Origin of the sequence: Levilactobacillus tujiorum, assembly GCF_012641185.1 — a bacterium.
GTDB lineage: Bacteria > Bacillota > Bacilli > Lactobacillales > Lactobacillaceae > Levilactobacillus > Levilactobacillus tujiorum.
The window spans coordinates 1-25,023 of record NZ_JAAXLK010000019.1 but is presented as its reverse complement, the minus strand read 5'-3'; the positions used below and the strand labels follow the sequence as shown (position 1 = coordinate 25,023).

Genomic DNA, 25,023 nt, shown 5'->3' with positions numbered 1-25,023 from the left:
TAATCAATATGCGCCCGTAGTGTAATGGATCGCACGTAAGATTCCGGTTCTTGAAATGGGGGTTCGATTCCCTCCGGGCGCATCACTACCAAGTCAGTTAGGTCACATTCCTCGCGAATGTGGCCTTTTTATTTCCGATAATTAGAAAAAGAGTCTGGGACCAAAGCCCCAGACCCATTTGCATATCCGAATTCACATTGTCGAAACGTGCGCCAAAAGGCAGCTGGTTCCGCTTAAAACTGATAACCAAACAATCCAGACCCAGGATTATTCGGTTATCAGCCTTAATGTTCGCCAGCTAACCGCCTTTTGTCCCACTCTCTTCAAATCCTCTAAACATAAATAATGCCTAATCCTCCGAGTGAAACACGACCGGTGACCATAACCATTGGTCCAGTTGGCGCAGTCGGTGCGCCAGTCGTTTCAACAACGCCCAGATCAGCGTCCATATCCGTTTGCACGTTCCAAGAGCTTGGCACGTATAATTGTACACCGCCCAAGTGCGCATCTATATTGATCACTGCTCCCTGCTCACTCAAGGTCACATCATCAAAATACAACTTGGCATTGCCCATGGAAACCTGGACGTCTGCTCGCCGGAAATCGGTCGATTGCAGATAGCGAATGCTATTGCCCATATTGACATTAACCGTAATGTCGGGATCTTTAAGGGTGGCAACATCATCTTCATGGTAGTCGGACCAGTCTCGATGATGGTGATGGCCCCCGTTCGTCCACTTATAACGATACCAACGCTTGGGCCGAATAATCAGGGATAATCCCAGTGACAGCAACACCGCTGCAATCAGAATGGTCCACGGTGCTAAAGCCGCAATCCCCAGAGGTTTGGCAAAAATGATTGCCAAAAAGGCCAATGAGAAGACCATCCCCCAGACAGCAAGGTGCATGAGACTTTCAACAAAGGCGGCCACCAGGAAGACGGCCAATAGCAACGGCCAAAGTCCAATGTGATAGCTAAAAATTCCCAGCTGGCTCGTAATTAAAACAACGGCGCCCAGTACCAAGAAGACGCCCCAAAACCAATTCGCTTGTTTACGCATATCCTTACCCCTTTTCCTCTAATGCTCGTTTTAACGCTTGATAGTACCGGCGTGAAACGTAGAGTTGCTTGTGTGAATTTTGAAATTTCACCAGATTTCCCGTCACCGACCGCGTCAGTGAGAAGACCTGCGTCCGATTGAGGATGGCGGACCTGGAAACCTGGATGAACTGTGCTGGCAGACATTCAGCCAATTCGTAAAGTCGTTGGCTAGTTGTGTACATCGCCGTCGCTGTGTGAACCGTCACTTGATGGTCCCGTGCTTCAAAAAATAAGACATCCGCCAAACTCACCTGGTAGTTTTCACCACGCCAGCTAAAGGTCAGCCGCTGCTGCGTCATATCCGCCGCTTGAATCGCTGCCACCAATTCATCAACTTCCGGTGTCTTGGCGGGCACGTGCACTGTCACCTCGGGTTCAGTTAAGTCTGGATCGACTTCAACGTGAATCTTCAAGTTGCCACCCCCTTTCGTCTTTACTAAGTTAACCATAGGAAAAACTAAAAATAAATAGCCAGCCCGTAAGCGGTCAATTTCAGAACGTAACTGGTCAGTTTCGATGATAGAATACGTGACGTTTAGTCAATTTCTGGTATGATAGTTCTAGTCAAATGGTTGTCAATCGTCAGCAATACTGCTGGACTAAAGTAACCCAACCCTTGACTTCATCAGGGTTGCTTAACAATTCAGCGTAATCAGCCAGAATAAAGTCATATTGTTTGACCTACTTTGACCATAGCGGTACACTAGCAACATGTTAGCAGAACGCTAGCCATTTCTACGTTAAATAAATAAGGGAGGCTATCTTGTCATGAATTTAGTACCTACAGTTATTGAACAATCATCCCGTGGCGAACGGGCCTATGATATCTATTCACGACTATTAAAAGACCGGATCATCATGCTTTCCGGCCCAATTGAAGATGACATGGCCAACGCCATTATCGCACAATTACTCTTCTTGGACGCCCAAGATTCCACTAAGGATATCTCACTTTACATCAACTCACCTGGTGGTGTGGTTTCCTCCGGCTTAGCCATTTACGATACCATGAACTTCATCCAATCCGACGTACAAACAATTACGTTAGGGATGGCTGCTTCCATGGCCAGCGTCTTGGCATCATCCGGAACCAAGGGTAAGCGGTTCGCATTACCTCACGCCCAAGTCATGATTCACCAACCATCTGGTGGTGCCCAAGGGCAACAAACTGAAATTGAAATTGCTGCTCGCGAAATCTTGAAGACGCGGCAATTGATCAACCAAATTTTGGCTGACAATTCCGGTCAACCCGTTGAACGTCTGAACCAAGACACTGAACGGGACAACTACTTGAGTGCTCAAGAAGCCGTTGATTACGGGTTAATCGACCACATCATGACCAACAGTAGTGAACAAACTAAGTAATTTATAAAAAGCACCGGCCAACAGGTCGATGCTTTTTTTATGCCCAAATGAGAGTGGAACAAAAGCATTGCGGTTAGTCAATGAGCATTAACGTCGATAGACAAATAATCCCGGGCTTGGATTTTTTGTCTATCGGGGTTAAGCGGAGTTGACTGCCTTTAGTTCCACGTTTCGGCCAGATACGTTCGGAGCACAAAAAGAGTCTGGATGTTTTATCCCAGACTCTGAGCCTAACTATTCTTATACGATTAATCCCATGTGTTGGTACGGATGAACGCCAATCATTAACCGACCGTCAGGCTTAAATCCCTGGCGCCGGTAAAGCTTAGCCGCACCTGGGTTCCCATCGTCAACATTCAAACTGATCTTGCTTTGACCAAATTTTTCAACCAGTCGCGGCAAGGCCTTTAACAGCTGGCTACCAATTCCTTGTCCCTGAGCTTGCGGTGCCACTGCCAACATGCTCAAATACCACTCGCCAGGCCGACTCTCACCGCCTAATTCTAGCGGTGCCGAGAAGCCCGGATGCTCACCAGAAACTTGCTTCAAAATTTGATTGACTGCAATCTCATTTTCAGCTGGATGACCGAAAGCCACGCCCAGTACTCGACCGTCGTCGTCCGCAACCCAAGTCTGAGCTATACCATTCAGATTTTCTGGCATAGCGTATAGTTCCGTCAACATCGACAGTAATGCCGACTCCGAAACATTCTGCAGTACGGGCATCTCCATATCACGATAGATCATCGCAATCAGCGGCGCTATCTGCGCGCTATCCTGTGGGTGAGCTTGTCGAATTTGCATGTCCTAATCAGCCTCCTAGGGTGGTCATCTATTGATAATTAGCAACAACTGGTGACTGTCTAAACCGTTAGCAGGTCAACCAGGTAATCTATCAATCACCTTAGCAGACGCCCCGACTAGCGTCAAATTTCTAGTTGTTTCCCAACAGCACTATTCAGGGACACCAAAGGGACCGAGACTAATCATCCCGATCCCTTTTGGTTAATCTTCAAACCACAACCTGACTAAGCCGTGGCTTCTTCGCGTAATTGCTTTGCATAGTCGTTAATCTTCCGTAACCGGTGGTTGATTCCCGATTTAGAAATAGGGCCGCCAGGAACCAGATCACCTAATTCCTTTAGACTCACTTCCTTATGCGCTAACCGTGTCTCGGCAACTTCCCGTAGCTTAACTGGCAGCTGTCCCAAGCCAACCGTGGCATCGATAAATTGAATATTATCAATTTGCCGAGTCGACGCATTCGCGACTTTGTCGAGGTTAGCATTCTCACAGTTTACCAATCGGTTCACTGAATTCCGCATATCCCGCATGATCCGGATATCCTCGAATTTAAGCATCGACGTCGTTGCCCCAATCAAAGATAAGAAGTCGGCAATTTCTTCGGCACTCTTCAAGTAGGTAATGTACCCGCTACGCCGGACGATCGTTCGTGCATTCAGATTGTACCGGTTCATCATTTCCGCAATCATCTGATTATGTTCTTCGTATAGTGAATAGATCTCCAAATGATAACGACTGGTTTCCGGATTGTTCACCGAACCCCCCGCTAGAAAGGCCCCTCGCAAATATGACCGCACCGACATATCGGAATCGAGAATTTCGGCAGGAACCGATTCGAGCAGTTGCATCCCGTCAAAAATTCCCAGGTCAGACAGTACTTCCGTTACACCCGTCTTGACCCGCACGATATAGAGGTTGTTCTTCTTTAATTTCATCTTGCGGCGCACCAACAGTTCACTTTCCAAATCATAGAACTGTTTTAGCAATTGATACATCCGCCGAGCAATCGCCGGATTTTCCGTCTGTACGTTCAACACAAAATGATGATTCGCTAAGCCCAAGGCCCCATTCATCCGGATCAACGCTACCAGCTCGGCTTTGGCGTTGTCCCGATGAACCTCAAGCGTCGTCAATTCTTTCTTTACTTCACTGGCATATGACATGCGTTAAAGCCTCCGTTTCATCCGATAGCGTGGCTGGCCAATGAGATTCAAGAGTTCATTAACAACTTCTTGACCATTGTGGAAAGCCCCATTATCGCGTAATTGTAGAAAATCTGTCGAGATAACACGGCAACCCTGATCACGGAGCCCCCGGAAATCATGCCGCACTGGCTGAGACATCTCGTCCCAGCGCTGATAATCAATATATTGATCTGGCACCGCGTGAGAATTCACCAGCACCGTGTCGATAAAGTTTTCACCTAAATGTTGATTTAAGACGCGCACGTGATCCGCATCGGTGAAGTTTTCAGTTTCACCCTTCTGCGTCATGATATTGCAGATGTAGACCACCTCAGCTGGACTTTCCTTAACAGCCTGTCCAACACTATCAATCATTAAGTTGGGCAAGATGCTGGTAAACAAACTCCCAGGGCCCAGTACAATCTGATCAGCCGCCATAATGGCATCGATCACCTGGTGTACCGCATGCGGCGCGTCGTGATGGTTACTCGTTTCCACCCACACCCGTTTAATCAGCTTGTGGGCCGCCGTAATCTCCGATTCACCACTCAGGGTACTCCCGTCGGCAAATTGGGCGTGTAACTCTAACGGCTCGTTAGCTGCTGGGTAAATGTGTCCATTGACCCGCATCAACTGAGAAAGTTCTTGGACAGCATCAAAAATACCGCCCTTCATCTCCGACAAGGCGGCAATGATCAAGTTCCCAATGGCGTGGCCAGCAAAGAAATCATCTGTCGTTTCAAATCGGTACTGAAATAAATCTTTATAAATGGACGGCACTTCAGCCAGGGCCACCATGACGTTACGGATATCTCCAGGCGGCACCACGTTAACGTAGTGTCGAATAATCCCCGAAGAACCGCCGTCATCAGCAACCGTCACCACGGCGGTAATATCAACGTCGCGATCACGTAGGTTGCTTAAGATGACCGGCAAGCCAGTCCCCCCGCCAATGACCACAATCTTGGGCCGGCGGGTACGCAATGGATCTCTCATGAGCGGTTAGCGGACTCCTTTCGCTTCTCAATATCGCGATGGGTCACGTGGACTGGGTAAGTGTTGCCTAGTGCCTGACCGATACGCGTAGCTAAGGCCACGGAACGATGTTGTCCGCCCGTACAACCTATAGCAATGGTAAGGCTCGCCTTACCCTCTTTCTTATAGCCCGGCACGATCGTCGTGAGGAGCTGAATAAACTGTTGATAAAATTCCTCAGTCTGTGGTTGAGCCATGACGTAATCATAAACGTCCTGGTCCTTTCCAGTCTGATCGCGCAACGCTGGAATGTAGTATGGATTCGGCAAGAAACGCACGTCCATCACAATGTCGGCATCAATTGGTAGACCATATTTGAAGCCAAATGACATGACCTCAATGTGGAAGACCTGAGCCGCCTCGGTCTCGTAGTTATGAAAAATCTCTTCTCGTAGTTTACGTGGACTCAATGACGTCGTATCAATGACCAACTGTGCCGCTTGCCGAATCGGTTCCAGTAGGCGCCGTTCTCGTTGAATGCCTTCCATCACACGGCCGTTACGCGCCAGTGGATGGGACCGTCGGGTTTCCTTATAACGAGACACTAATTCTTCGTCCGAAGCGTCCAGGAACAGAACCTGAGCGTTCATGGTCCCGTGAACGGCAACGTCATTTAGCATCCGCACGATTTCATCGTAAAAGGCCCGTGATCGTAAATCAATCACTAACGCAATCTTTGACAACTTGCCGGATTCGCGGACCAAATCCCAAAACTTGGGGAGTAACGAAGGCGGCATATTATCAATACAGAAATACCCCAAATCTTCAAAGCTCTGCATGGCGACGGTCTTCCCGGCACCACTCATCCCAGTTATGATGACTAAATGGATTTCATTTGTCATGGCTCTCCTCCAGCTTCTTTAAAAAACGTCTTTATGCAGTATAACACACCGGGCGTGTCTTTTACTAATGTTTCCCTCAAATTCCTAGAAAACTAGCAGTTTCCGCCTTACTCAGTAAAAAAAGCTATCTGCGGCCAATTGGCCACAAATAGCTTCATTTGATGATTAACGACTGCGCGCCACCGAAATAAAAATGGCGTTGAGGCCAAAGATGGCAAAGAAGATTGCCACTAGACCGTTCAGTGATAAGGCCGCTACCACCGGATGAACGAACAACATCACACCGATTACCAGCGCCAAGACATCAAAGATGATTGACAGCCAGAAGTAGCCGCCACCGAAACTCCGCAGGTGACTAGCAACCAGTAAACGTTCCAGGGAATCAACGATAAACCAGATGGCAAATAAGTAGCCCAAGGTAACAATGGCACTATTCATATCGAAGAAAAAGACCACAGCAATCAGAATATCCAAGATCCCTAAAGCTAAGGCAAAGTTGGCCCGTAACCCGGTGGCTTCGTGCAGCTTGCGGTAACCCGCAATTGTCGTTAAACCACTCAACAGCGCCATAATCGCAAAAATAATGGCTAAGCCCGTCAAACCAATCTTGGGCGAACGGAAAAGGCCGTACGCGGCCACTAAAAATAAAATACCGAGAATAAATTCGCTCCAATCAAAGCCCCAACGGGTTCGATTCATATTAAACATTGTCTGCATCTCCTCACAACTCCGGCCAAGTGTTGACCGGTTTCCAACTATTGTACTGGTTTTCCGCATGGTAAACAAGTTCACCTAACTAAAAAGAGCGGTGTGACCCGCCAACTGGCAGTCTCACCGCTCTTCGTTACATTTCTATGACACTGACACTAGGCATCTTCCTCAGTCCGCGCCTTATCCCGTTCCAAAACGGGCTTGAGGTACTGACCGGTATAGCTATTCTTAACTTGCGCCAGCTCCTCAGGCGTTCCGGTAGCCACAATGTTACCACCGGCCTCGCCACCTTCTGGCCCCAGGTCAATCAGATGATCCGCCGTCTTGATGACATCCAGGTTGTGTTCGATCACCAGCACCGTATTGCCCTTATCAACCAGGCGGTGCAGCACCGTCAGCAATCGTTTAATGTCATCGCTGTGCAAACCGGTGGTCGGTTCATCCAAAATGTAGAAGTTCTTCCCATTTTGTTGCTTGTGCAATTCTGAAGCTAACTTCATTCGTTGCGCTTCCCCACCGGATAAGGTCGTTGCTGGTTGTCCCAGCTTCACGTAGCCTAAGCCGACATCCTGAATCGTTTGCAATTTCCGGGTGATCTTCGGAATGGCTTCGAAGAAAGTCAAGGCTTCGCTCACCGTCATATCAAGCACGTCAGCGATATTCTTCCCCTTATATTCTACTTCTAGTGTTTCCGAGTTGTAGCGAGTGCCGTGACAAACCTCACAGGGAACATACACGTCGGGCAAGAAGTTCATTTCAATCTTCAAAATACCATCCCCGTGGCAGGCTTCACACCGGCCACCCTTGGTATTAAAGCTAAACCGTCCCTTTTGATAACCACGGAGCTTGGCATCGTTGGTCTGGGCAAATAGCGCCCGGACATCGTCGAAAACGCCCGTGTAAGTTGCCGGGTTACTCCGGGGGGTCCGCCCAATTGGACTCTGGTCAATGTCCACCAACCGTTCAATGTTCTTGACCCCAGCGATGCTCTTATATTTCCCTGGTTTTTCCGAGTTACGGTTCAGCTTTTGGGCCAGTGCTCGCTTCAGGATCGTGTTGACCAAGGTCGACTTCCCTGAGCCAGAAACTCCCGTGACCACCACGAATTCGCCTAATGGAAAATCAACCGTGATGTCCTTCAAGTTGTTTTCAGCTGCACCAGTCACCCGAATGCTCTTGCCGTTACCGGAACGACGTGTTAAAGGTACCGGGATATAACGTTTACCGGAGAGATACTGCCCCGTCAAGGATTTCCGTGATCGCATCACTTGCTTGGGGGTCCCAGCGGCCATGACGTGACCGCCATTTTCACCGGCCCCCGGACCAATATCAACGATGTAATCGGCTGCTCGCATCGTATCCTCGTCATGTTCCACCACAATTAGCGTGTTACCTAAGTCCCGCATTTGTTTTAACGACTTGATCAACCGATCGTTGTCGCGTTGGTGTAGACCAATGGAAGGCTCATCCAAGATGTACAGCACCCCAGAAAGGTTCGACCCAATTTGCGTGGCTAACCGAATCCGTTGTGCTTCCCCTCCGGACAGAGTCCGTGCGGAACGACTCAGCGTCAGATAATCCAAGCCCACGTTCCGTAAGAAGGTGAGTCGATCCCGAATCTCTTTCAGGATTGGCTGGGCAATGACCTGATCCTGTTCACCGAAGCTGAGATCTTGAAAGAAAGCCAATTCCTTATCGACCGGCATATCAGAGACGACCCCAATGTGTTGATGGTTGATCTGAACACTGAGGGCTTGCCGATTCAACCGATACCCGTGACAGGTCTGACAAGTCAATTCGGCCATGTACTTACGCATCACGTCACGCGTAAAATCACTGTTGGTTTCTTTGTAACGCCGTTCAACGTTAGGTACTACACCTTCAAAGGCAACATCGACGTCGCGGACACCACCGAAGTCATTTTCATAGTGGAAGTGGAATTCCTTGCCCTTAGACCCGTACAACACGAGATCTTGAGCCGCTTTAGGAAGGTCCTTAAATGGCACATCCATATCGACCTTAAAAGCCGCCGCTGCTTGTTCCAACAAGGCGGGGTAGTACTGTGAACTGATGGGATTCCAAGGTGCTAAGGCCCCTTCACGCAGGGTCTTGGACTTGTCCGGAACGACCAGATCCAAGTCGACCTCGAGCTTAACGCCCAAGCCATCACAGTCGGGACAAGCGCCAAAGGGGGCGTTGAAGGAGAACAACCGTGGTTCTAGCTCACCCACCGTGAAGCCACAGACTGGACAAGCATAGTGTTCTGAGAAAATCATGGGCTCGCCATCAATCAAGTCAGCGATAGCGTAACCACCGCTCAAGCGTAAGGCCGCTTCAAAGGAATCGAACAACCTTGAGCGAATGCCATCCTTAACCACAATCCGGTCAATCACAATGGCAATATCATGATTTTTATTCTTATCGAGTTCCGGCACATCGTCGATATCCATAATTTCACCGTCGACCCGGACCCGCACAAATCCTTCCCGTCGAATCTTGTCGAAGATCTTCTTATGTTGCCCCTTCTTAGCTCGGACGATGGGCGACAAAACTTGTAATTTAGTCCGCTCTGGTAATGCCAGAACTTGATTAACCATCTGTTCGACGCTCTGACTCGTAATCTTAGTGCCATCATTGGGACAGATGGGCGTACCGACTCTGGCCCACAATAACCGGAAGTAGTCATTAATTTCGGTGACCGTCCCTACCGTTGACCGGGGGTTCTTTGACGTGGTTTTCTGATCGATCGAAATAGCGGGACTCAACCCATCAATCGAATCGACATCGGGCTTATCCATCTGCCCGAGAAATTGCCGGGCGTACGACGACAGACTTTCCACGTAGCGTCGTTGGCCTTCCGCATAAAGAGTGTCAAAAGCCAGCGAGCTCTTACCAGAACCCGACAGACCACTGATGACAACGAGCTTGTTCTTAGGAATAGTAACGTCAATATCCTTTAAATTGTGCGCTCTGGCACCGTGAATCACGATTTTATCGTTTAACAATTCATATTCTCCTTACTCGACCTAATCCCCGATCTCGGTCTTCATGTCCATAACGGTATCCCGCAAAGAAGCCGCCTGTTCAAAGTCTAACTTCTTCGCCGCGGCACGCATTTCATCTTCCAGTCGGGCAATTAATTTCCGTTGATCGTCCTTCGACATATCTTCAAAATCAGTCGAGACGAAATCATCCTTTTCACCCTCATGATCGTTCTTCTTCGTGACCGCAATCAGATCACGGATTGGCTTAATGATGGTCTTTGGCGTAATCCCATGTTCCTTATTGTAGGCCATCTGGACCTTCCGCCGCCGTGCCGTTTCATCAATGGCGGCTTGCATCGATTCGGTCACGGAATCTGCATACATAATCACTGCCCCGTGCGAGTTTCGGGCCGCCCGACCAATCGTTTGGATCAACGAGCGTTCATTTCGCAAGAAGCCTTCCTTGTCGGCATCGAGAATCGCCACGAGTGACACTTCTGGAATATCGATTCCTTCCCGCAACAGGTTGATCCCCACGAGGACGTCGTACTTGCCCAACCGCAGATCACGCATAATCTGCGTCCGTTCTAGGGTCTTAATATCTGAATGCAGATAGGCCACTTTGATGCCTAAGTCCTTCAGATAGTCCGTCAAGTCTTCAGCCATCTTTTTAGTTAAGGTCGTCACAAAGGTCCGCTCGTTGGCTTCCACGCGCGTATTGATCTCGCCTACCAGATCATCCATCTGGCCCATGATCGGTCGTACCTCAATCGTCGGATCAAGGAGCCCCGTTGGCCGAATAATCTGTTGAACCACGCGATCCGTTTGTTCATGTTCGTAAGGCCCGGGAGTCGCCGACATATAGATGACTTGGTTGACGTGCTGCTCAAATTCTGACAGCTTCAGCGGCCGGTTATCCAGCGCGCTAGGCAACCGGAAACCGTAGTCAACCAGTTGTTGCTTACGCGCTTGGTCACCGTTATACATTCCCCTCACTTGCGGCATGGTCACGTGGGATTCATCGACGACCAGCAAAAAGTCCTTCGGGAAGAAGTCCAGTAACGTGTAAGGTGGCTCACCGGCTTGGCGGCCATCCATCCAGCGTGAATAGTTTTCAATACCGCTCGTATAACCCATTTCACGCATCATTTCCAGGTCGTAAGTCGTCCGTTGCTTGAGTCGTTGGGCTTCCAGCAACTTACTTTGACTTTCTAATTCAGCCACGCGATCCTTCATTTCACCTTCGATACCAGCGGTTGCCTTGGCCATAATATCATCGTTGGTCATAAAGTGCGTCGCCGGGAAGATGGCCACGTGCTCCCGATCGCCCACAATTTCACCCGTCAGTGAGTCCACTTCGCGAATCCGGTCAATCTCATCGCCAAAGAACTCAACTCGCAAGGCCCGGTCATCTCTCGACGCTGGGAAGATTTCGACAACGTCGCCATGAACCCGGAACCGGCCCCGTTGAAAGTCATAGTCGTTGCGTTCAAATTGAATATTTACTAATTTACGTAGCAGTGCATCCCGTTCAATCTCCTGACCGACGCGTAACGAGACGACGTGATTCTTGTACTCAGTCGGATCCCCTAACCCAAAGATCGAGGATACCGAAGCCACCACGATAACGTCATTGCGTTCCAGCAGGGAGCTGGTCGCTGAGTGCCGTAGCTTATCAATTTCATCATTAATCGAGGAGTCCTTTTCAATGTACGTATCACTTGATGGAACGTAGGCCTCGGGCTGGTAATAGTCATAGTAACTCACAAAGTACTCAACCGCGTTATTCGGAAAGAACTCTTTGAATTCCCCGTATAACTGCCCAGCCAACGTTTTGTTATGTGACAACACCAGCGTGGGCTTATTCACATTCTTAATCACATTAGAAATTGTGAACGTTTTCCCGGTCCCCGTAGCACCCAGTAGGATCTGGGCCTTCTCGTGGTCCTGAATTCCCTGGGTCAATTTCGCAATGGCCTCAGGCTGATCCCCCGTGGGTTGATAATTGGAAACCAAGTCAAATTTACGGTCTGATTGACGATCAATCATGGCATAACCTCCCTACAAAAATCATCTCGTTATTTGCGGTTTCATGGGTACCGCTTTACCACCAGCGTCCAGTGCTGGTTACCATTTCATTCATCAGAAAAATGGGAAACAAACTGCTTCCCATCGTGCTCAAATATTTTACCATACCGAACATACTTTCGCCAGTTTGGTGTCTTACGACTAGAACTTATCCTGATAGATGGTCACATTCGCCGTCCGGTCACCGCGCACCACCGTTGTCGTCTGAATCGGCTGGAGCTGTTGCTGTTCCCAGAATTGTTTCATCTGCCGGTCACCCATAAAGACACTCAGTTGTAATTGGACCGCCCCAGCAGCCCGCAGCGTGGCGACCAAACTATGATAATAATCGGCCGCTTGTTCAGCTGGTAACTCCGAATCCGTCATCCACATTCCTAGCCACACCAGACTGGGCAATGGATAGTCAATAATCAGGTCTACCAACACCACTAACTGATCATCGTGGAAAATTCCCAAATAGGCCTTTTGATCAGGCATGGCGTTCATGGGAACGTCGGTCACGTCTTGAATCGCTTCATTGCGGGTCACGGGATGGTCCTGAAAATGGTTAAAATATGCCGGATGAGCCGCTTGAAACTTATAAATCAAGTCATCATCCGCGTGGGTTAAGGGTCTAACCGTGGCCCCAACCATGGTCTGGTTCCAAACTTCAGCTAATTTCATGCTAATCTCCTTGTTTCAATAAATTATCAGTTAACGTTGCCAACTTCTGCCGATCACTGAAGTCGGCAGCTAACATCTCCGGCAGCACTTCCGCTAAGAAATACTGGACACAGGCCATTTGCTTAAACTTCAAAATGGTCGTCAAACTCTCCCGATAGATTTCCGTGAAGACCGGTTCTGGATTGCCCTTTTGGATTTCACCGAAGGATTCATACAGTAGGTCCACCTTATCGGCTACCGAAAGAATCTGTCCTTCTAAGGTATCATCTTTGCCTTCACCCAATCGCCGCGTATAGGCCGCCTGAAACTGCTCAGGAATTTCATTTTTGATGAAGTTAGCCGTCAACGAATCTTCAACATCCGCTAACATTTGCCGCAACTGTGGCGTGGCATACTTAACGGGCGTCTTAATATCGCCAATAAACCGTTCTGTATAATCGTGATTCAACGATTTTTCATAGAGCAACCGCCAGTTCACTTGATTCCCGGCGCCCTCTTCCACGTCACCTAGGAATTGGGCCACTTCCGCCACCTTGAATGAATGCGCGGCCACCGAATGTTGTTCAAATTTGAAGTATCCTGGTGCCCGATCAATCGTTTCCAAATCGCTTAAACTTTGTAAAAATTGATTCATCCCCATGCTTGCTCACTCCTCGATCATTCTATCTTTATGTAATCGCCGGGCGCAATCGTCCCAGCACTAGTCATTGACCCCTTAATTCTTTACAAAAAGCGGAAACCACCTCGCCTGAGGTTGTTTCCGCTAGATATCACCTTATTTGGCGGAAGCCGCATTGGCCTTCAATGTTTCCAGATAACTGAAAGCTTCTTGGCCAGCAATCCCACCATCCCCTACGGCAGTGGTAATCTGCCGTAAAGTCTTCTGGCGCACATCCCCAATAGCAAAGACGCCGGGAACTGCCGTGGCCATCCGGTCATCGGTCTTGATCCAGCCCTTGTCATCAGTAATGCCCAGATCAGTGAAGGCATCCGTCATTGGTAAATTCCCAACGTAGATGAACACCCCACTTGCTGCAATTTCACCGGTCTCACCCGTCTGATTGTTCTTCGTGGTAACACCAGTGACTTTCATCTCGTCACCCACAACCTCGGTAACGTTGGTGTTCCAGACAAATTCAATCTTATCGTTGGCAAAAGCCCGATCCTGTAAGATCTTCTGGGCCCGCAGTTGATCACGCCGAACCACTACGGTGACCTTAGACGTGATGCCTGCTAGGTAAAGACTCTCTTCGACAGCGGAGTCACCACCACCGACAACGACGACTTCCCGGTTCTTGAAGAACGCCCCGTCGCAGACCGCGCAGTAAGACACACCCCGGCCACCAAATTCATTTTCACCAGGCACGCCTAGTTTCTTGTATTCAGAGCCTGAGGCAATCAGCACGGCCCCGGCACTGTAATCACCATCATCAGTCTTGACTACCTTATGGTCGCCATGATCTTCAATGCTTTCAACGTTGCCGTACGCAAATTCTGCGCCGAATTGAGTTGATCCCTCGTACATGTCCTTGGCCAAATCTGGTCCCAGAACTGACTTAAATCCAGGATAATTCTCAATAGCCGCCGTATTGTTCATCTGACCACCATAGATTCCGCGGTCTAACATTAAGACGGAAAGGTTGGCCCGTGAAGCGTACAAGGCACCGGTCATGCCACCTGGGCCCGCACCGATGACAATAACATCATAGTTTTTCAAATTTAAACGCTCCCTTCTGCTCTTAGCCTTTAGTGTACTTTACTATCAAAAAGGAAGTTTGTCACCTATTTTGACTTGGTTGCTTTCTCATCCTCAGCGGACAGCTTAGCACCCATTTCTTCGATGTACTTGCGTAACGCATCCTTCGTTTCTGGATGTTGTAACCCGTATTCAATGTTCGTTTGAATCCAACCAAACTTATTTCCAACGTCGTAGCGCTTCCCCGTGTATTCGTGGGCAAAGACGCGCTGAGTCTTGTTTAAGTTGTCAATCGCATCCGTCAATTGCAGCTCGTTACCCAAGCCAACCGGCGTGCTTTCAAGTGCTTCAAAGATTTCTGGCGTGAAGAGGTAACGACCGATGATTGCCAGGTCACTAGGGGCTTCATCCGGTTGAGGCTTTTCAACAAAGTTCGTGACGTTGTACAACCCTGGTGCCGTTTCTTCAGAAGGATTGATGACCCCGTACTTAGCCGTATCCTTGTGGGGAACCCGCATTACAGCCAACGTGGAAGCCCCCGTTTGCTCATAACGATCGATCAGTTGCTTCGTTAACGGCACCTTGCTATCGGTCATGTCATCACCCAACATGACAACGAAGGGTTCGTCACCGATAAAGGCCTTAGCCGTCAACACGGCGTCGCCCAAGCCACGAGGATAAGGTTGCCGAATGAAGTACAGATTCATCCCCGTCGTCTCTTGAACTTGGCGGAGCATTTCATCCTTGTGCTTAGCCGCTAAATTGGCTTCCAGCTCTGGATTAGAATCAAAGTGGTCTTCAATTGACCGCTTGGACTTACCATCAACGATCACGATGTCTTCGATGCCCGACTTGCGCGCTTCTTCAACGATAAATTGAATCGTTGGCTTATCCACAATCGGAAGCATTTCCTTAGCTAAGGCTTTCGTTGCCGGTAAAAACCGTGTGCCCAGACCGGCGGCTGGAATGACTGCTTTTCTAACTTTTCTCATAATCTATATCCTCCTGTATCCCCACTAAACAACTAGAATTCTGAACGACCTTCACGTTGCATCAGATCTGAAATAGCCGTCCGAATATCTTTACCTTCGTACAATACCTGATAGATGGCCTCGGTAATCGGCATTGATACGCCACGCTTCTTCGACAATTCGTAGGCGGCCTTAGTCGTGGCTACCCCTTCGATCACCATCCCCATATGGTTAATCACATCGTCGAGCGCTTCACCACGACCTAACTCATCACCAGCACGCCAGTTCCGCGAATTGGAACTGGTTGCGGTCACAATAATGTCACCCACACCAGACAACCCGATAAAGGTCATCGGATCGGCGCCAAAGGACGTCCCTAACCGTGAAATTTCGGCCAAGCCCCGGGTCATCAAGGCAGCCTTGGCGTTGTCACCGTACCCTAGGCCGTGCAAAGCACCAGCACCCAGCGCGATGATGTTCTTCAAAGCCGCACCAATCTCAACGCCAATGATGTCAGGGTTGGTGTAAACCCGGAAGTAGTTCGTCATAAATAACTTCTGGGTATGCTTAGCGGCGTCTAAGTTCTCACTAGCTGCCGTAACCAGCGTCAAGTCATGACGCGCGACATCTTCGGCATGGCTAGGCCCTGACAGCACCGTAATGGATTGCCGGTTAGCTGCTGGAATCTCTTCTGCCAAGACTTGGGAGATCCGCTTATAGGTTTTCTGTTCAATCCCCTTGCTGGCATGAATCAACGCTGGTTGGTTGCCCGTCTTTTGTAAGATCGTTGCTACTTGGCCGGCCACGGACCGCACCGCCTTAGTGGGCACAACAAACAGAATCGTCTGCACGTCCACTAACGCACTCGCCAAATCAGAGTAGGCCACTAACGAGGGAGAAAACTTAAAATTCTTAATGTAATGCGAATTTGTGTGCTCTGTATTTAACTCCTCGACTTGCTTAGGGTTGTATGACCACAAACGAACGTCATGGCCGTTTTCGTCCAGAACACTCGCTAAAATTGACCCCCATGATCCGGCACCAAGTACTGCAATTTTCTCTGACATAGTAATGGATTCTCCTTATTTAGAAAGTTTAGATTGTTCACGAAACGGGTTGCCATCAAGATAAGCAGCTGGTTGCACCTGCTGGCGACGCCGATAGACCCAGATGATCAAGGCGCCCAAGAACAGGACGACTGACAGCAGTTGTGACACCCGCAAACCACCAAAAAGCATCAGACTATCCGTCCGCATTCCCTCGATAAAGAAGCGACCGAATGAATACCACAGAACGTAACTCAGGAAGACTTCTCCCTGTTTGAACAGTCCTGGCGTATGCCGTAAGCTCATGAGGACCACAAAACCCAGTAGGTCCCAGGTCGACTCATACAGAAAAGTTGGTTGACGGTAGGCACCGTTAATCAACATCTGATTCACGATAAAGTTAGGCAGGTGTAGTCCCTGCAAGAAGGCCAGGCTCGTGATTCGCCCAAAGGCCTCTTGATTCATGAAGTTACCCCAGCGACCAATCGCTTGTCCTAGAATAACCGTTGGTGCAGCCACATCTAGCATCAACCACACCGGAATAAATCGGGACCGACAGAAGAAAAAGACCACAAGTCCGGCCCCGATCAGCGAACCGTAAATCGCAATGCCACCGTCCCAGATGGCAATAATCTCTGCCGGATGTTTCGCATAGTATGACCATTGAAAGATCACGTAGTAGGCCCGCGCAGCAACTAAAGCCGCCGGCAGTGCCCACAGAATCATGTCGTAAATGTCATCGGGATCAATCCCCCGACGACGGCCCTCGCGTACCGCTAAAATCACGGCAATGACGACACCGGTGGCGATGATCACACCATACCAGTGCACGGCAATGGGGCCTAAATGAATGGCGATGGGATTAAGCGCCGCCATGATTGGTGAAAAAATAACGCCCATCTCCCTAATTGTTTTGTGAGTTTTGTTTGATTAATCGATTCAAATTATCGTCAAAGACCTTTGTCGCATCATAGCCCATGGAGCGTGCCCGGAAGTTCATGGCGGCCGCTTCAACAATGATGGCTAAGTTACGCCCCGTCCGCACTGGAATCGTGATCTTGGGGACCACGACATCAAAGAACTTCTGGGATTCACTGTTATTGCCCAACCGGTCGAAATGATTATCATCTTTCCACGCTTGTAAGTGAACAATCAGGTCAATATCAGTCTCGGAACGCACGGCCCCAGCACCAAATAGGTTCATCACATCAATGATCCCAATCCCTCTGATTTCTAGCAGGTGGCTCAAAATAGCCGGCGCCGCCCCAACTAGGGTCTGTTCATCTTGCTGATAAACTTCAACGCGATCGTCAGCGATCAGCCGGTGGCCCCGTTTAACCAGTTCCAAAGCGGTTTCACTTTTACCAACGCCAGAATCACCGGTAATCATGACCCCAACCCCGTAGATATCAACGAGCACACCGTGAACCGACTGCCGTTCGGCTAACTTGCCTTCCAGGTAGTTGGTCATGTTACTGAGCACCCGCGACGTAGTCAGCTTGGTCCCTAGAATCGGGATTCCAGCTTCCTCAGCGGATTGTTTCAGTTCCTCGGGCGGATCAAGCTGCGTCGAGATGACAAACGCCGGCGTCTCCGGCTGACACATCTTCCGCATGACATCGAGGATCTTTTCATGGGTCATTCCCTTAGCGAAAGACGTTTCCGTAATCCCCAAGAGCTGAATTCGTTTTGCTGGATAATAGTTAAAGTACCCGGTCAATTCCAAACCGGGACGTGAAATATCACTGGTTGTAATTTGCCGATTCAGATGATCTTCACCGGAATAGACATCTAACCGGTTTACTTTCACAAGATCAGCCACTGTAACACTCTCTGGCATAGGAGTTCCTCCTTATTGCATAGTGAACTACTCTAATTTTAGCACTTTAACGGGGCGACTCCTACCAAATTCATCTGTATCCGCCAACTTAATTATTCGCAAAGTGATCACTGATGATTGCATTAAAAATTGACATGATGATTGCCACCATCATTGTGATCCCAAACGATGAAAAGGCAAAATTACTGCCGACAAACCAAGAGGTCAATTCCAGCATGGCCGCATTGATTACCACACTGAACAGGCCTAAGGTTAACACCGTAATCGGTAGGGATAAGACAAACAGGATGGGTTTCACCACCGCATTTAGCAAGGCTAAAACAAAGCTAGCCAGTAAGGCGATCCCGACTCCCGACACGTAGAAGGCGTTCTGTAAGCCGCCCGCTAACGAACTCTGAAAGAACCCCGCCAACGCTAAGAAGATGACTGCGTTGACTAGAATTCGTGGCCAAAACCGCATGCTAGTCACCATCCTTATGTGAATCCTTAACATCCTGTTCCGTCACATCATGAATGACTTTCCGGCCCTGATCTTTAGTGGTCGAATCAGCCCCACGAAAAAGATCGCGTAAGCTGGGATTACTACCCTCAGCACGTTCTTCTAGTGGCATGAAGGTGTATAAGATGACGTAAACGGCCAACCCCAAGATACCGTGGACAAAGGGGGTAGCAATGGTAATTAAGACATAGATCACCCGTAAAAGATTGGCGTTCCAACCAAAATATTCAGCAATTCCGCCCAGTACACCACCCACTAATCGGTTGGTGCGCGAACGAACAAAACGCTTTTTTTCTGCCATCAGCGGACACTTCCTTTTCTAAATAGATTCCTTTTATGGCAAGAATAACGAAAGCGGCCACTGAAAGCAAGTTTCCAGTGGCCGTTCCCGTTAATCTTCAAGTTTGGTTAAGTTTTGTTTGCTTAATTTCCGACCGCTGACTACCCTAGTTTGGACTATCAGAGTTAGCCGGATTCAATTCAACAATCTGCCCGGACTTCAGGTAAACGATCCACTCACAAACGTTAGTGACGTAATCCCCAATACGGCTGAGATCCTGTGCGACGTTCAGATAGATGGAGGCCCCCGTTTCAAACGCTGGGTCTAGTCGCATCTGTTGATAACTATCCGCTCTGATCTGATGGTTCAACTGATCCAACTGCCGATCGACTTCGGCCAAAGCACGCGCCGCCTGATCGTCTTTATTAACGTATGTGGTCAGGACTTCGCGAATCATCTTGGTGGTAATCTGACTCATCTCACCGATTAATTGTTCCAATACCGGAATTTTCTGCTTACTGCCGAATTTGATCGCTGAGTGGGCGATGTTACGAGCATGGTCCGCTGCCCGTTCCAATTCAGAAACGGCCTTAAGGATGGTCACGATTTCCCGTAAATCGGTGGTAACCGGTTGGTACAACGCAATCATTTCAAACGTCTTCTGTTCCAATGCAATTTCACGTTGGTTGATCTCGTGATCGTGGTCGATCAACTGCTGTGCAGCCACGGCATCCCGCGTCATGAACGCATCAACCGCTTGCTGGACAACTTCGCTCACCAGCATCCCCATTTCCGTGAAGTCTGCGTCTAACTCTGCTAATTCATCATCAAACAATCTACGCATAGCTTGCCTCCTTAACCGAATCGACCGCTAATATAATCTTCCGTCTGCTTTTCAGCGGGATTCATGAAAATATTCTTAGTTTGGTCCACCTCTACCAACTCGCCGTTCATAAAGAAGGCTGTTCGGTCTGCAATCCGCGAAGCCTGTTGGAGATTGTGGGTTACTGTAATGATCGTATAATCGTGACGTAAATTCAAGAGCGTTGTTTCAATTTGGCTACTTGATACCGGATCAAGGGCACTGGTCGGTTCATCTAACAAAATAATTTCTGGAGATACCGCTAAGACGCGGGCAATACAGACCCGTTGTTGTTGCCCCCCGGACAGGGCCAAGGCACTTTCATGGAGATGGTCCTTGACTTCATCCCACACCGCGGCCTGCCGTAGCGATTTCTCAACCACTGCGTCCAGCTTTTCCTTATCCTTTTCACCAGCAATTCGTAGGCCATAAATCACATTATCGTAAATTGAGAATGGGAAGGGGTTCGGCTGTTGGAACACCATGCCAATTTCTTTGCGAATCTGAACCGTGTCCGCACTGGGCGCGTAGAGATTCTCCCCTTTAAACTTAATGGTCCCCGTAATCGTGACGTTAGGAATCAGATCATTCATCCGGTTCAACGTCCGCAAATAAGTTGACTTGCCGCAACCCGATGGTCCAATCAATGCGGTAATTCCTTTAGCATCGAAGTTCAGGTTGATCCCCTTTAACGCTTCCTTGTCGCCATAGTACAGATGCAAGTCTTGCGTCGTTAAAATTTCCTTACTCATTATCAATTTTCCTCCTCGTTAACCGAAGTTCCCCGAAACATAGTCACTCGTGATCTGAACCTGTGGATTGGTGAAGATATGGCTCGTCGTATCATACTCCAACACGCGCCCCTGATTGAAAAAGGCCGTATACTCACTAATCCGCCCCGCTTGTTGCATGTTATGCGTCACAATAATGATGCTGTACTGCTGCTTAAGCTCTAACAACGTATCTTCTAACTGACTGGTCGACACTGGATCTAGGGCACTCGCCGGCTCATCCAGCAGTAAAATATCTGGTTTGACGGCGATGGCCCGGGCAATACATAGCCGCTGCGCCTGCCCACCCGACAAGGCCAGCGCACTCTTGTTCAACTCATCTTTGACTTGATTCCACAGCGCTGCTTGCTTTAGCGAGGTCTCCACGATTTCATCTAACTCATGTTTATCGGTTACTCCCCGTAGTCGCAAAGCGAAGGCAATGTTGTCATAGATGGATTTGGCAAACGGGTTGGGCCGTTGGAAGACCATCCCCACCCGGCGACGCATCTCGTAAACATCAATGTCCGGTTGATTGATATCAATTCCCCGGTACATAATCTTACCGGTCACCGTGGCAATCCGGTCGTTCATTCGGTTGAGCGACCGCAGGAAGGTTGATTTACCCGATCCCGATGGGCCAATGAGGGCCGTGATCTGATTGCTCGCAAACCGCAAGTCTCCCTCGGCAATGGCTTCCTTCTTGCCATAGTAAACGTGGAGGTCTTCCGTGGATAAAATCGTTGGATGTTCCGGATCGGCTGGCTGGACAATGTGACGTTCCAACATGGCCGTCTTGGCCGTGACATCGTTATTTAAAAACATGGCCTACCTCCTTTACGCTGACGTTAAGCGTTTGTACAGCCGCTTACCTAGGTAACGTGCGGCGAAGTTGAACAACAGAATAGCCAGAACCAGTACCGCTGATGACCCGGAGGAAATGGCCTTAGCATCCGGCATAATCCCCTCAGAGTTAATCTTCCAGATGTGCACCGCCAACGTTTCTGCCGGACGCATTGGATTCAACGGACTAGAGATGTTGAACGGATTCCAATCCGTGAAGTCTAACGCCGGTGCACTTTGCCCGGCCGTATAAATCAATGCGGCGGCTTCACCGAAGACTCGCCCGGCACTCAAGATTACCCCAGTCAGGATACTAGGCACCGCGGCTGGCAGGATAACCCGCGTAATGGTCTCCCAGCGTGACAGCCCCAGTGCCAAGCCCCCTTCTCGCTGCGTCGTATCAATGGTTCGCAGTGAATCCTCAATACTACGCGTTAGCAGCGGCAGATTGAAGAACGTTAAGGCAAACGCCCCGGAAAGGATCGAAAACCCTAGGTTCAACCGGACCACGAAGAACAAGAAACCAAACAGCCCGACGACCACTGACGGGAGTGAACTCAGAATTTCAATGGCCGTTCGAATCGTGGTGGTCACCCAATTATCCTTGGCATATTCGTAGAGGTAAATCGCTGCCCCCAAGGCAATGGGAAAGGAAATCAGCATCGCCAAGATTAGCAGGTAAAACGAGTTGTATAGCTGAACGCCAACCCCACCGCCCTCTAAGAAGGCCTTAGCTGGCGCCGTCAAAAAGTGCCAGCTTAGTTGGGGAACGCCGCTGACCAGAATATAGCCGAGCAGGGCCATTAAAATCAAGACAACTAACCCGGCAATTCCGTACAACGACCCAATTGCCACTTTATTTTGTGTTTTTGGATTCATCACTACTGGAGACGCCCCTTTCGGCCGATCAAGCGAATGATCAGGTTAAAGATTAATGACATGAGCAGCAGAACCAGCGCTAATGACCACAGCGCATTGTTTTGCAGCGAGCCCATGACCGTATTCCCAATTCCGGTGGTCAGGACCGAGGTCAAAGTTGACGCCGGATCAACCAGACTGCCGGGCATCAGTGCGGCATTCCCAATCACCATCTGGACTGCCAGTGCTTCACCGAAGGCCCGAGCCATACCAAAGACGACCGCGGTCATCAAGCCTGGTGTGGCAGCGCGTAGGATCACCTTATAGATGGTCTGCCATTGAGTGGCCCCTAAGGCAAGTGACGCCTCCCGATAATACCGGGGAACGGAACGCAAAGCATCCACACTCATCGACGTCACCGTGGGTAGAATCATCACGAACAGGACACAGGTCCCTGACAAAATCCCAAAACCACTGCCACCAAAGAGCGTCCGTGTGACCGGCACGACGACGGATAATCCGATAAAACCATATACCACGGATGGAATCCCCACTAAGAGTTCAGTCACCGGTTGTAAGATCTTGGCCCCTTTATTGGGTGAGATCTCATTCATAAAGACCGCGGTTCCAATCGCAAATGGCGTCGCAATGATCGCGGATAAAATCGTAATCAGGAAGGATCCCACAATCATTGGCAATGCGCCAACTTCTGGTTTCCCATGAGCATCCGTGACGCCGGGATTCCAGCTCTTACCGGAAAGAAAATCCCACAAACTGACGTGATTGGTGAAGAAGGTTGCCAACCCCTTGGAGGCCACAAACCCAATAATGGCGACCACGACTGCCACGATTAATAACAGTGCAGAGAAGCTGACGACCTTTCCCCAAATTTCAAGTTTGGCGGCTTTTGAATGACGCTTGAGTTGTTGCTCTAATTGTTCCGTTGACTTCATTCCTTGGCGCCTCCCAACTGCGTGATTTGACCATTCGCATCACGTTCAACCTGCATCTGGTTCGGCGACAGGTAGCCCAATTGACGGACCAACGTTTTTTGAATAGCGGTTGATTGAATGTAATGTACAAATCGCTTGGTTAAACCAGTGGGCTGGCCCTTGGTATAGAGGTGCTCGTATGACCAGATCTTCCACTTGTTGGTGATCACGTTATCCTCCGTAGGCGCAACGTGATCCAGTGTAACGTCTTGAACCGTTTTATCGACATAGGAGAAGGCTACGTAGCTAATAGCCCCCGGCGTGGTCGCCACAATTTGGCGAACCATTCCTGAAGAATCCTGTTCCTGAGCAGTTTTGGACTGATGTCCCGCCAGGCCAAATTGTTCAAACGTGGCTCGAGTTCCACTCCCCTGCGCCCGGTTGACGAGCACAATCGGTTGGTTCTTCCCGCCTACTTCATGCCAGTTGGTAACCTTCCCCGTAAAGACTTGGATTAGTTGAGCGGTCGTCAACTGCGTCACACCAGCTTGTTTATTAACAATCGGCGTAATGCCCACCACCGCGACTCGATGATCAACCAATTCGCTGGCTCTAATGCCCTTCTGTTCACCGGCAAACAGATCAGAATTTCCAATCTGCACGGCCCCTTCTTGGATTTGACTCAGTCCAGTCCCGGTTCCCCCACCCTGAACGTTAATAAACGTTCCGAGATGTTCGCCCGTATACTGTTCCCCGGCTGCTTCCACCAAGGGCTGTAGGGCGGTTGAGCCGACCGCTGTGATCGATTCACCCGCATGACTAGTCTCGCGCGTTTGATAAGCAAAGAGGCCCAGGCCTACTACGACTAGTAAGCCCAGCCCCTGCCACCAACGTTTCATTGACATACCGTTAACCTCCTAATGGCCAGGGTGCTACTGCCCGACCTTTTCGAAAATAAGTATACCGAACCAATGTAAATGTCTTGTAGGCGTATTGTAAAGGTTATGTAAATGTTACCCAGTATTGACGAATTTTTTACGAAATCGCTCAACGCTCTGATGAATCAGGGGCCTCTCTATCCCCCGGAATGATTGGGTTAACATGCACTGTAACCTTATTGACAATAAAAACAGGACTAAAACTAGGCAACCTGGTAGTCCCTTGCGCCTTACCGGTCGACAGATATGGGCTGGAACGGTGCGAACACAACTTGAAGCCTCGAAAGTGCCGAGTCTACAAGCTTGGTTTTCTACTAAGCCAGTAAGCAAGTCACTTACTGACTAAGTAGAACGACGCGCCTGAGCCCATATCTGCCAACCTCACGGCTAACGTGGCTTTCGCAGTCGACCGGGATAATAATTGTCATAGTCGTTATCTATCGAGCTGAAAACACTGAATAGCCACGATTTTTAACTGCTTTCGTGGTAAAAACCACAACCAAAGCCATAGAAGGCCAGGGATGGAGCCGGCCGTGAAAGTGGTGTAAGCTGGCGATTTTGCCAGCTTACACCACGGGCGACTTTGAAGACACGGCTTTGACCCGTACCCCAAAAGTTGGAACAAACTAGAGGGGTATAAATCATGGTTGTTTCAGTTGAAAATAAGATTAAAGCTGTCGAAGACTATCTTAGTGATCGTGGTGAATCGT

The 25,023-nt window shown here is 49.3% G+C and carries 25 protein-coding genes and 1 tRNA gene; 2 read left to right on the top strand and 24 right to left on the bottom strand.

The annotated features are described in order from the left end of the window. Positions 1–10: 10 nt before the first annotated feature. Positions 11–82 (top strand) — tRNA-Arg (locus HF569_RS09515). A gap of 250 nt (positions 83–332) precedes the next feature. On the opposite strand, the gene HF569_RS09510 is transcribed toward HF569_RS09515, so the two are convergent. Together HF569_RS09510 and HF569_RS09505 are read right to left on the bottom strand one after the other, a co-directional pair. After that, complete coding sequence (locus HF569_RS09510) at positions 333–1,061, bottom strand: LiaF transmembrane domain-containing protein (protein ID WP_168902253.1); 729 nt, start codon at positions 1,059–1,061, stop codon at positions 333–335. Positions 1,062–1,065: 4 nt separating this feature from the next. Next, positions 1,066–1,515: a LytTR family DNA-binding domain-containing protein gene (locus tag HF569_RS09505; RefSeq protein ID WP_168902252.1), complete on the bottom strand. Its 450-nt coding sequence runs from the start codon at positions 1,513–1,515 to the stop codon at positions 1,066–1,068. A gap of 355 nt (positions 1,516–1,870) precedes the next feature. Here HF569_RS09505 and clpP point away from each other — a divergent pair, with 355 nt between their 5' ends. After that, positions 1,871–2,467 (top strand): ATP-dependent Clp endopeptidase proteolytic subunit ClpP, encoded by a 597-nt coding sequence (clpP, locus tag HF569_RS09500; RefSeq protein WP_168849215.1) that lies wholly within the window; start codon positions 1,871–1,873, stop codon positions 2,465–2,467. Between the two features lie 240 nt (positions 2,468–2,707). On the opposite strand, the gene HF569_RS09495 is transcribed toward clpP, so the two are convergent. From HF569_RS09495 to HF569_RS09390, 22 genes are all read right to left on the bottom strand, one after another. Beyond that, entirely contained in the window at positions 2,708–3,271 is a 564-nt protein-coding gene (locus HF569_RS09495; RefSeq protein ID WP_168902251.1) for a GNAT family N-acetyltransferase, read from the bottom strand. Positions 3,272–3,495: 224 nt separating this feature from the next. Next, positions 3,496–4,434, bottom strand: coding sequence for a DNA-binding protein WhiA (gene whiA, locus HF569_RS09490; protein WP_168849213.1), 939 nt, complete (start codon positions 4,432–4,434; stop codon positions 3,496–3,498). 3 nt (positions 4,435–4,437) lie between these two features. Further along, a complete protein-coding gene (locus tag HF569_RS09485; protein ID WP_168902250.1) occupies positions 4,438–5,451 on the bottom strand; it encodes a gluconeogenesis factor YvcK family protein in 1,014 nt (337 codons plus the stop codon). Next, a complete protein-coding gene (rapZ, locus tag HF569_RS09480) occupies positions 5,448–6,332 on the bottom strand; it encodes an RNase adapter RapZ (RefSeq protein ID WP_168849211.1) in 885 nt (294 codons plus the stop codon). Before rapZ ends, HF569_RS09485 begins: the two co-directional genes overlap by 4 nt. A 165-nt stretch (positions 6,333–6,497) precedes the next feature. Then, positions 6,498–7,040 carry an HdeD family acid-resistance protein gene (locus tag HF569_RS09475; RefSeq protein WP_168902249.1) on the bottom strand — a complete coding sequence of 181 codons (543 nt, stop codon included), beginning with the start codon at positions 7,038–7,040 and terminating at the stop codon, positions 6,498–6,500. Positions 7,041–7,198: 158 nt separating this feature from the next. Continuing rightward, a complete protein-coding gene (uvrA, locus tag HF569_RS09470) occupies positions 7,199–10,048 on the bottom strand; it encodes an excinuclease ABC subunit UvrA (protein ID WP_168849209.1) in 2,850 nt (949 codons plus the stop codon). A 21-nt stretch (positions 10,049–10,069) separates the two neighbouring features. Beyond that, positions 10,070–12,076 carry an excinuclease ABC subunit UvrB gene (gene uvrB / locus HF569_RS09465; protein WP_168902248.1) on the bottom strand — a complete coding sequence of 669 codons (2,007 nt, stop codon included), beginning with the start codon at positions 12,074–12,076 and terminating at the stop codon, positions 10,070–10,072. 180 nt (positions 12,077–12,256) lie between these two features. Then, complete coding sequence (locus HF569_RS09460; protein ID WP_168902247.1) at positions 12,257–12,778, bottom strand: acetyltransferase; 522 nt, start codon at positions 12,776–12,778, stop codon at positions 12,257–12,259. A gap of 1 nt (position 12,779) precedes the next feature. Further along, a complete protein-coding gene (locus tag HF569_RS09455; protein ID WP_168849206.1) occupies positions 12,780–13,418 on the bottom strand; it encodes a YfbR-like 5'-deoxynucleotidase in 639 nt (212 codons plus the stop codon). A 135-nt stretch (positions 13,419–13,553) separates the two neighbouring features. After that, a complete protein-coding gene (gene trxB, locus HF569_RS09450; RefSeq protein ID WP_168849205.1) occupies positions 13,554–14,495 on the bottom strand; it encodes a thioredoxin-disulfide reductase in 942 nt (313 codons plus the stop codon). 65 nt (positions 14,496–14,560) lie between these two features. After that, positions 14,561–15,466 carry a UTP--glucose-1-phosphate uridylyltransferase GalU gene (galU, locus tag HF569_RS09445; RefSeq protein ID WP_168849204.1) on the bottom strand — a complete coding sequence of 302 codons (906 nt, stop codon included), beginning with the start codon at positions 15,464–15,466 and terminating at the stop codon, positions 14,561–14,563. A gap of 32 nt (positions 15,467–15,498) precedes the next feature. Beyond that, entirely contained in the window at positions 15,499–16,512 is a 1,014-nt protein-coding gene (locus tag HF569_RS09440; RefSeq protein ID WP_168902246.1) for an NAD(P)H-dependent glycerol-3-phosphate dehydrogenase, read from the bottom strand. A gap of 15 nt (positions 16,513–16,527) precedes the next feature. Then, on the bottom strand, positions 16,528–17,391 hold the full coding sequence (lgt, locus tag HF569_RS09435; RefSeq protein ID WP_168902245.1) for a prolipoprotein diacylglyceryl transferase: 864 nt from the start codon (positions 17,389–17,391) through the stop codon (positions 16,528–16,530). A 4-nt stretch (positions 17,392–17,395) separates the two neighbouring features. After that, positions 17,396–18,331, bottom strand: a complete 936-nt coding sequence (hprK, locus tag HF569_RS09430; protein ID WP_168902244.1) for an HPr(Ser) kinase/phosphatase — start codon at positions 18,329–18,331, stop codon at positions 17,396–17,398. Positions 18,332–18,419: 88 nt separating this feature from the next. After that, a complete protein-coding gene (locus tag HF569_RS09425) occupies positions 18,420–18,791 on the bottom strand; it encodes a phage holin family protein (RefSeq protein ID WP_168902243.1) in 372 nt (123 codons plus the stop codon). Position 18,792: 1 nt separating this feature from the next. Continuing rightward, positions 18,793–19,131 (bottom strand): PspC domain-containing protein, encoded by a 339-nt coding sequence (locus tag HF569_RS09420; protein WP_168902242.1) that lies wholly within the window; start codon positions 19,129–19,131, stop codon positions 18,793–18,795. A gap of 145 nt (positions 19,132–19,276) precedes the next feature. Further along, a complete protein-coding gene (gene phoU / locus HF569_RS09415) occupies positions 19,277–19,954 on the bottom strand; it encodes a phosphate signaling complex protein PhoU (RefSeq protein ID WP_168849198.1) in 678 nt (225 codons plus the stop codon). An 11-nt stretch (positions 19,955–19,965) separates the two neighbouring features. Next, positions 19,966–20,724 carry a phosphate ABC transporter ATP-binding protein PstB gene (gene pstB, locus HF569_RS09410; RefSeq protein ID WP_168849197.1) on the bottom strand — a complete coding sequence of 253 codons (759 nt, stop codon included), beginning with the start codon at positions 20,722–20,724 and terminating at the stop codon, positions 19,966–19,968. An 18-nt stretch (positions 20,725–20,742) separates the two neighbouring features. Further along, positions 20,743–21,531, bottom strand: coding sequence for a phosphate ABC transporter ATP-binding protein PstB (gene pstB, locus HF569_RS09405; RefSeq protein WP_232842606.1), 789 nt, complete (start codon positions 21,529–21,531; stop codon positions 20,743–20,745). A gap of 48 nt (positions 21,532–21,579) precedes the next feature. Further along, complete coding sequence (pstA, locus tag HF569_RS09400; protein ID WP_168849245.1) at positions 21,580–22,464, bottom strand: phosphate ABC transporter permease PstA; 885 nt, start codon at positions 22,462–22,464, stop codon at positions 21,580–21,582. Positions 22,465–22,466: 2 nt separating this feature from the next. Next, a complete protein-coding gene (gene pstC / locus HF569_RS09395; RefSeq protein ID WP_168902241.1) occupies positions 22,467–23,396 on the bottom strand; it encodes a phosphate ABC transporter permease subunit PstC in 930 nt (309 codons plus the stop codon). Next, positions 23,393–24,280 carry a phosphate ABC transporter substrate-binding protein gene (locus HF569_RS09390; RefSeq protein ID WP_168902240.1) on the bottom strand — a complete coding sequence of 296 codons (888 nt, stop codon included), beginning with the start codon at positions 24,278–24,280 and terminating at the stop codon, positions 23,393–23,395. Before HF569_RS09390 ends, pstC begins: the two co-directional genes overlap by 4 nt. Positions 24,281–25,023 lie beyond the last annotated feature (743 nt).

Excerpts from the sequence above, each read along its gene's own strand:
- HF569_RS09495 (WP_168902251.1), bottom strand. The coding sequence starts at position 3,271 with ATGCAAATTCGACAAGCTCACCCACAGGATAGCGCGCAGATAGCGCCG.
- pstB (WP_232842606.1), bottom strand. The coding sequence starts at position 21,531 with ATGTTGGAACGTCACATTGTCCAGCCAGCCGATCCGGAACATCCAACG.
- HF569_RS09510 (WP_168902253.1), bottom strand. The coding sequence starts at position 1,061 with ATGCGTAAACAAGCGAATTGGTTTTGGGGCGTCTTCTTGGTACTGGGC.
- rapZ (WP_168849211.1), bottom strand. The coding sequence starts at position 6,332 with ATGACAAATGAAATCCATTTAGTCATCATAACTGGGATGAGTGGTGCC.
- hprK (WP_168902244.1), bottom strand. The coding sequence starts at position 18,331 with ATGCCAGAGAGTGTTACAGTGGCTGATCTTGTGAAAGTAAACCGGTTA.
- HF569_RS09485 (WP_168902250.1), bottom strand. The coding sequence starts at position 5,451 with ATGAGAGATCCATTGCGTACCCGCCGGCCCAAGATTGTGGTCATTGGC.
- HF569_RS09425 (WP_168902243.1), bottom strand. The coding sequence starts at position 18,791 with ATGCGGTTTTGGCCACGAATTCTAGTCAACGCAGTCATCTTCTTAGCG.
- HF569_RS09455 (WP_168849206.1), bottom strand. The coding sequence starts at position 13,418 with ATGGGGATGAATCAATTTTTACAAAGTTTAAGCGATTTGGAAACGATT.
- HF569_RS09460 (WP_168902247.1), bottom strand. The coding sequence starts at position 12,778 with ATGAAATTAGCTGAAGTTTGGAACCAGACCATGGTTGGGGCCACGGTT.
- pstB (WP_168849197.1), bottom strand. The coding sequence starts at position 20,724 with ATGAGTAAGGAAATTTTAACGACGCAAGACTTGCATCTGTACTATGGC.
- pstA (WP_168849245.1), bottom strand. The coding sequence starts at position 22,464 with ATGAATCCAAAAACACAAAATAAAGTGGCAATTGGGTCGTTGTACGGA.
- phoU (WP_168849198.1), bottom strand. The coding sequence starts at position 19,954 with ATGCGTAGATTGTTTGATGATGAATTAGCAGAGTTAGACGCAGACTTC.
- HF569_RS09390 (WP_168902240.1), bottom strand. The coding sequence starts at position 24,280 with ATGTCAATGAAACGTTGGTGGCAGGGGCTGGGCTTACTAGTCGTAGTA.
- galU (WP_168849204.1), bottom strand. The coding sequence starts at position 15,466 with ATGAGAAAAGTTAGAAAAGCAGTCATTCCAGCCGCCGGTCTGGGCACA.
- pstC (WP_168902241.1), bottom strand. The coding sequence starts at position 23,396 with ATGAAGTCAACGGAACAATTAGAGCAACAACTCAAGCGTCATTCAAAA.
- HF569_RS09420 (WP_168902242.1), bottom strand. The coding sequence starts at position 19,131 with ATGGCAGAAAAAAAGCGTTTTGTTCGTTCGCGCACCAACCGATTAGTG.
- uvrB (WP_168902248.1), bottom strand. The coding sequence starts at position 12,076 with ATGATTGATCGTCAATCAGACCGTAAATTTGACTTGGTTTCCAATTAT.
- HF569_RS09440 (WP_168902246.1), bottom strand. The coding sequence starts at position 16,512 with ATGTCAGAGAAAATTGCAGTACTTGGTGCCGGATCATGGGGGTCAATT.
- lgt (WP_168902245.1), bottom strand. The coding sequence starts at position 17,391 with ATGGGCGTTATTTTTTCACCAATCATGGCGGCGCTTAATCCCATCGCC.
- clpP (WP_168849215.1), top strand. The coding sequence starts at position 1,871 with ATGAATTTAGTACCTACAGTTATTGAACAATCATCCCGTGGCGAACGG.
- whiA (WP_168849213.1), bottom strand. The coding sequence starts at position 4,434 with ATGTCATATGCCAGTGAAGTAAAGAAAGAATTGACGACGCTTGAGGTT.
- HF569_RS09475 (WP_168902249.1), bottom strand. The coding sequence starts at position 7,040 with ATGTTTAATATGAATCGAACCCGTTGGGGCTTTGATTGGAGCGAATTT.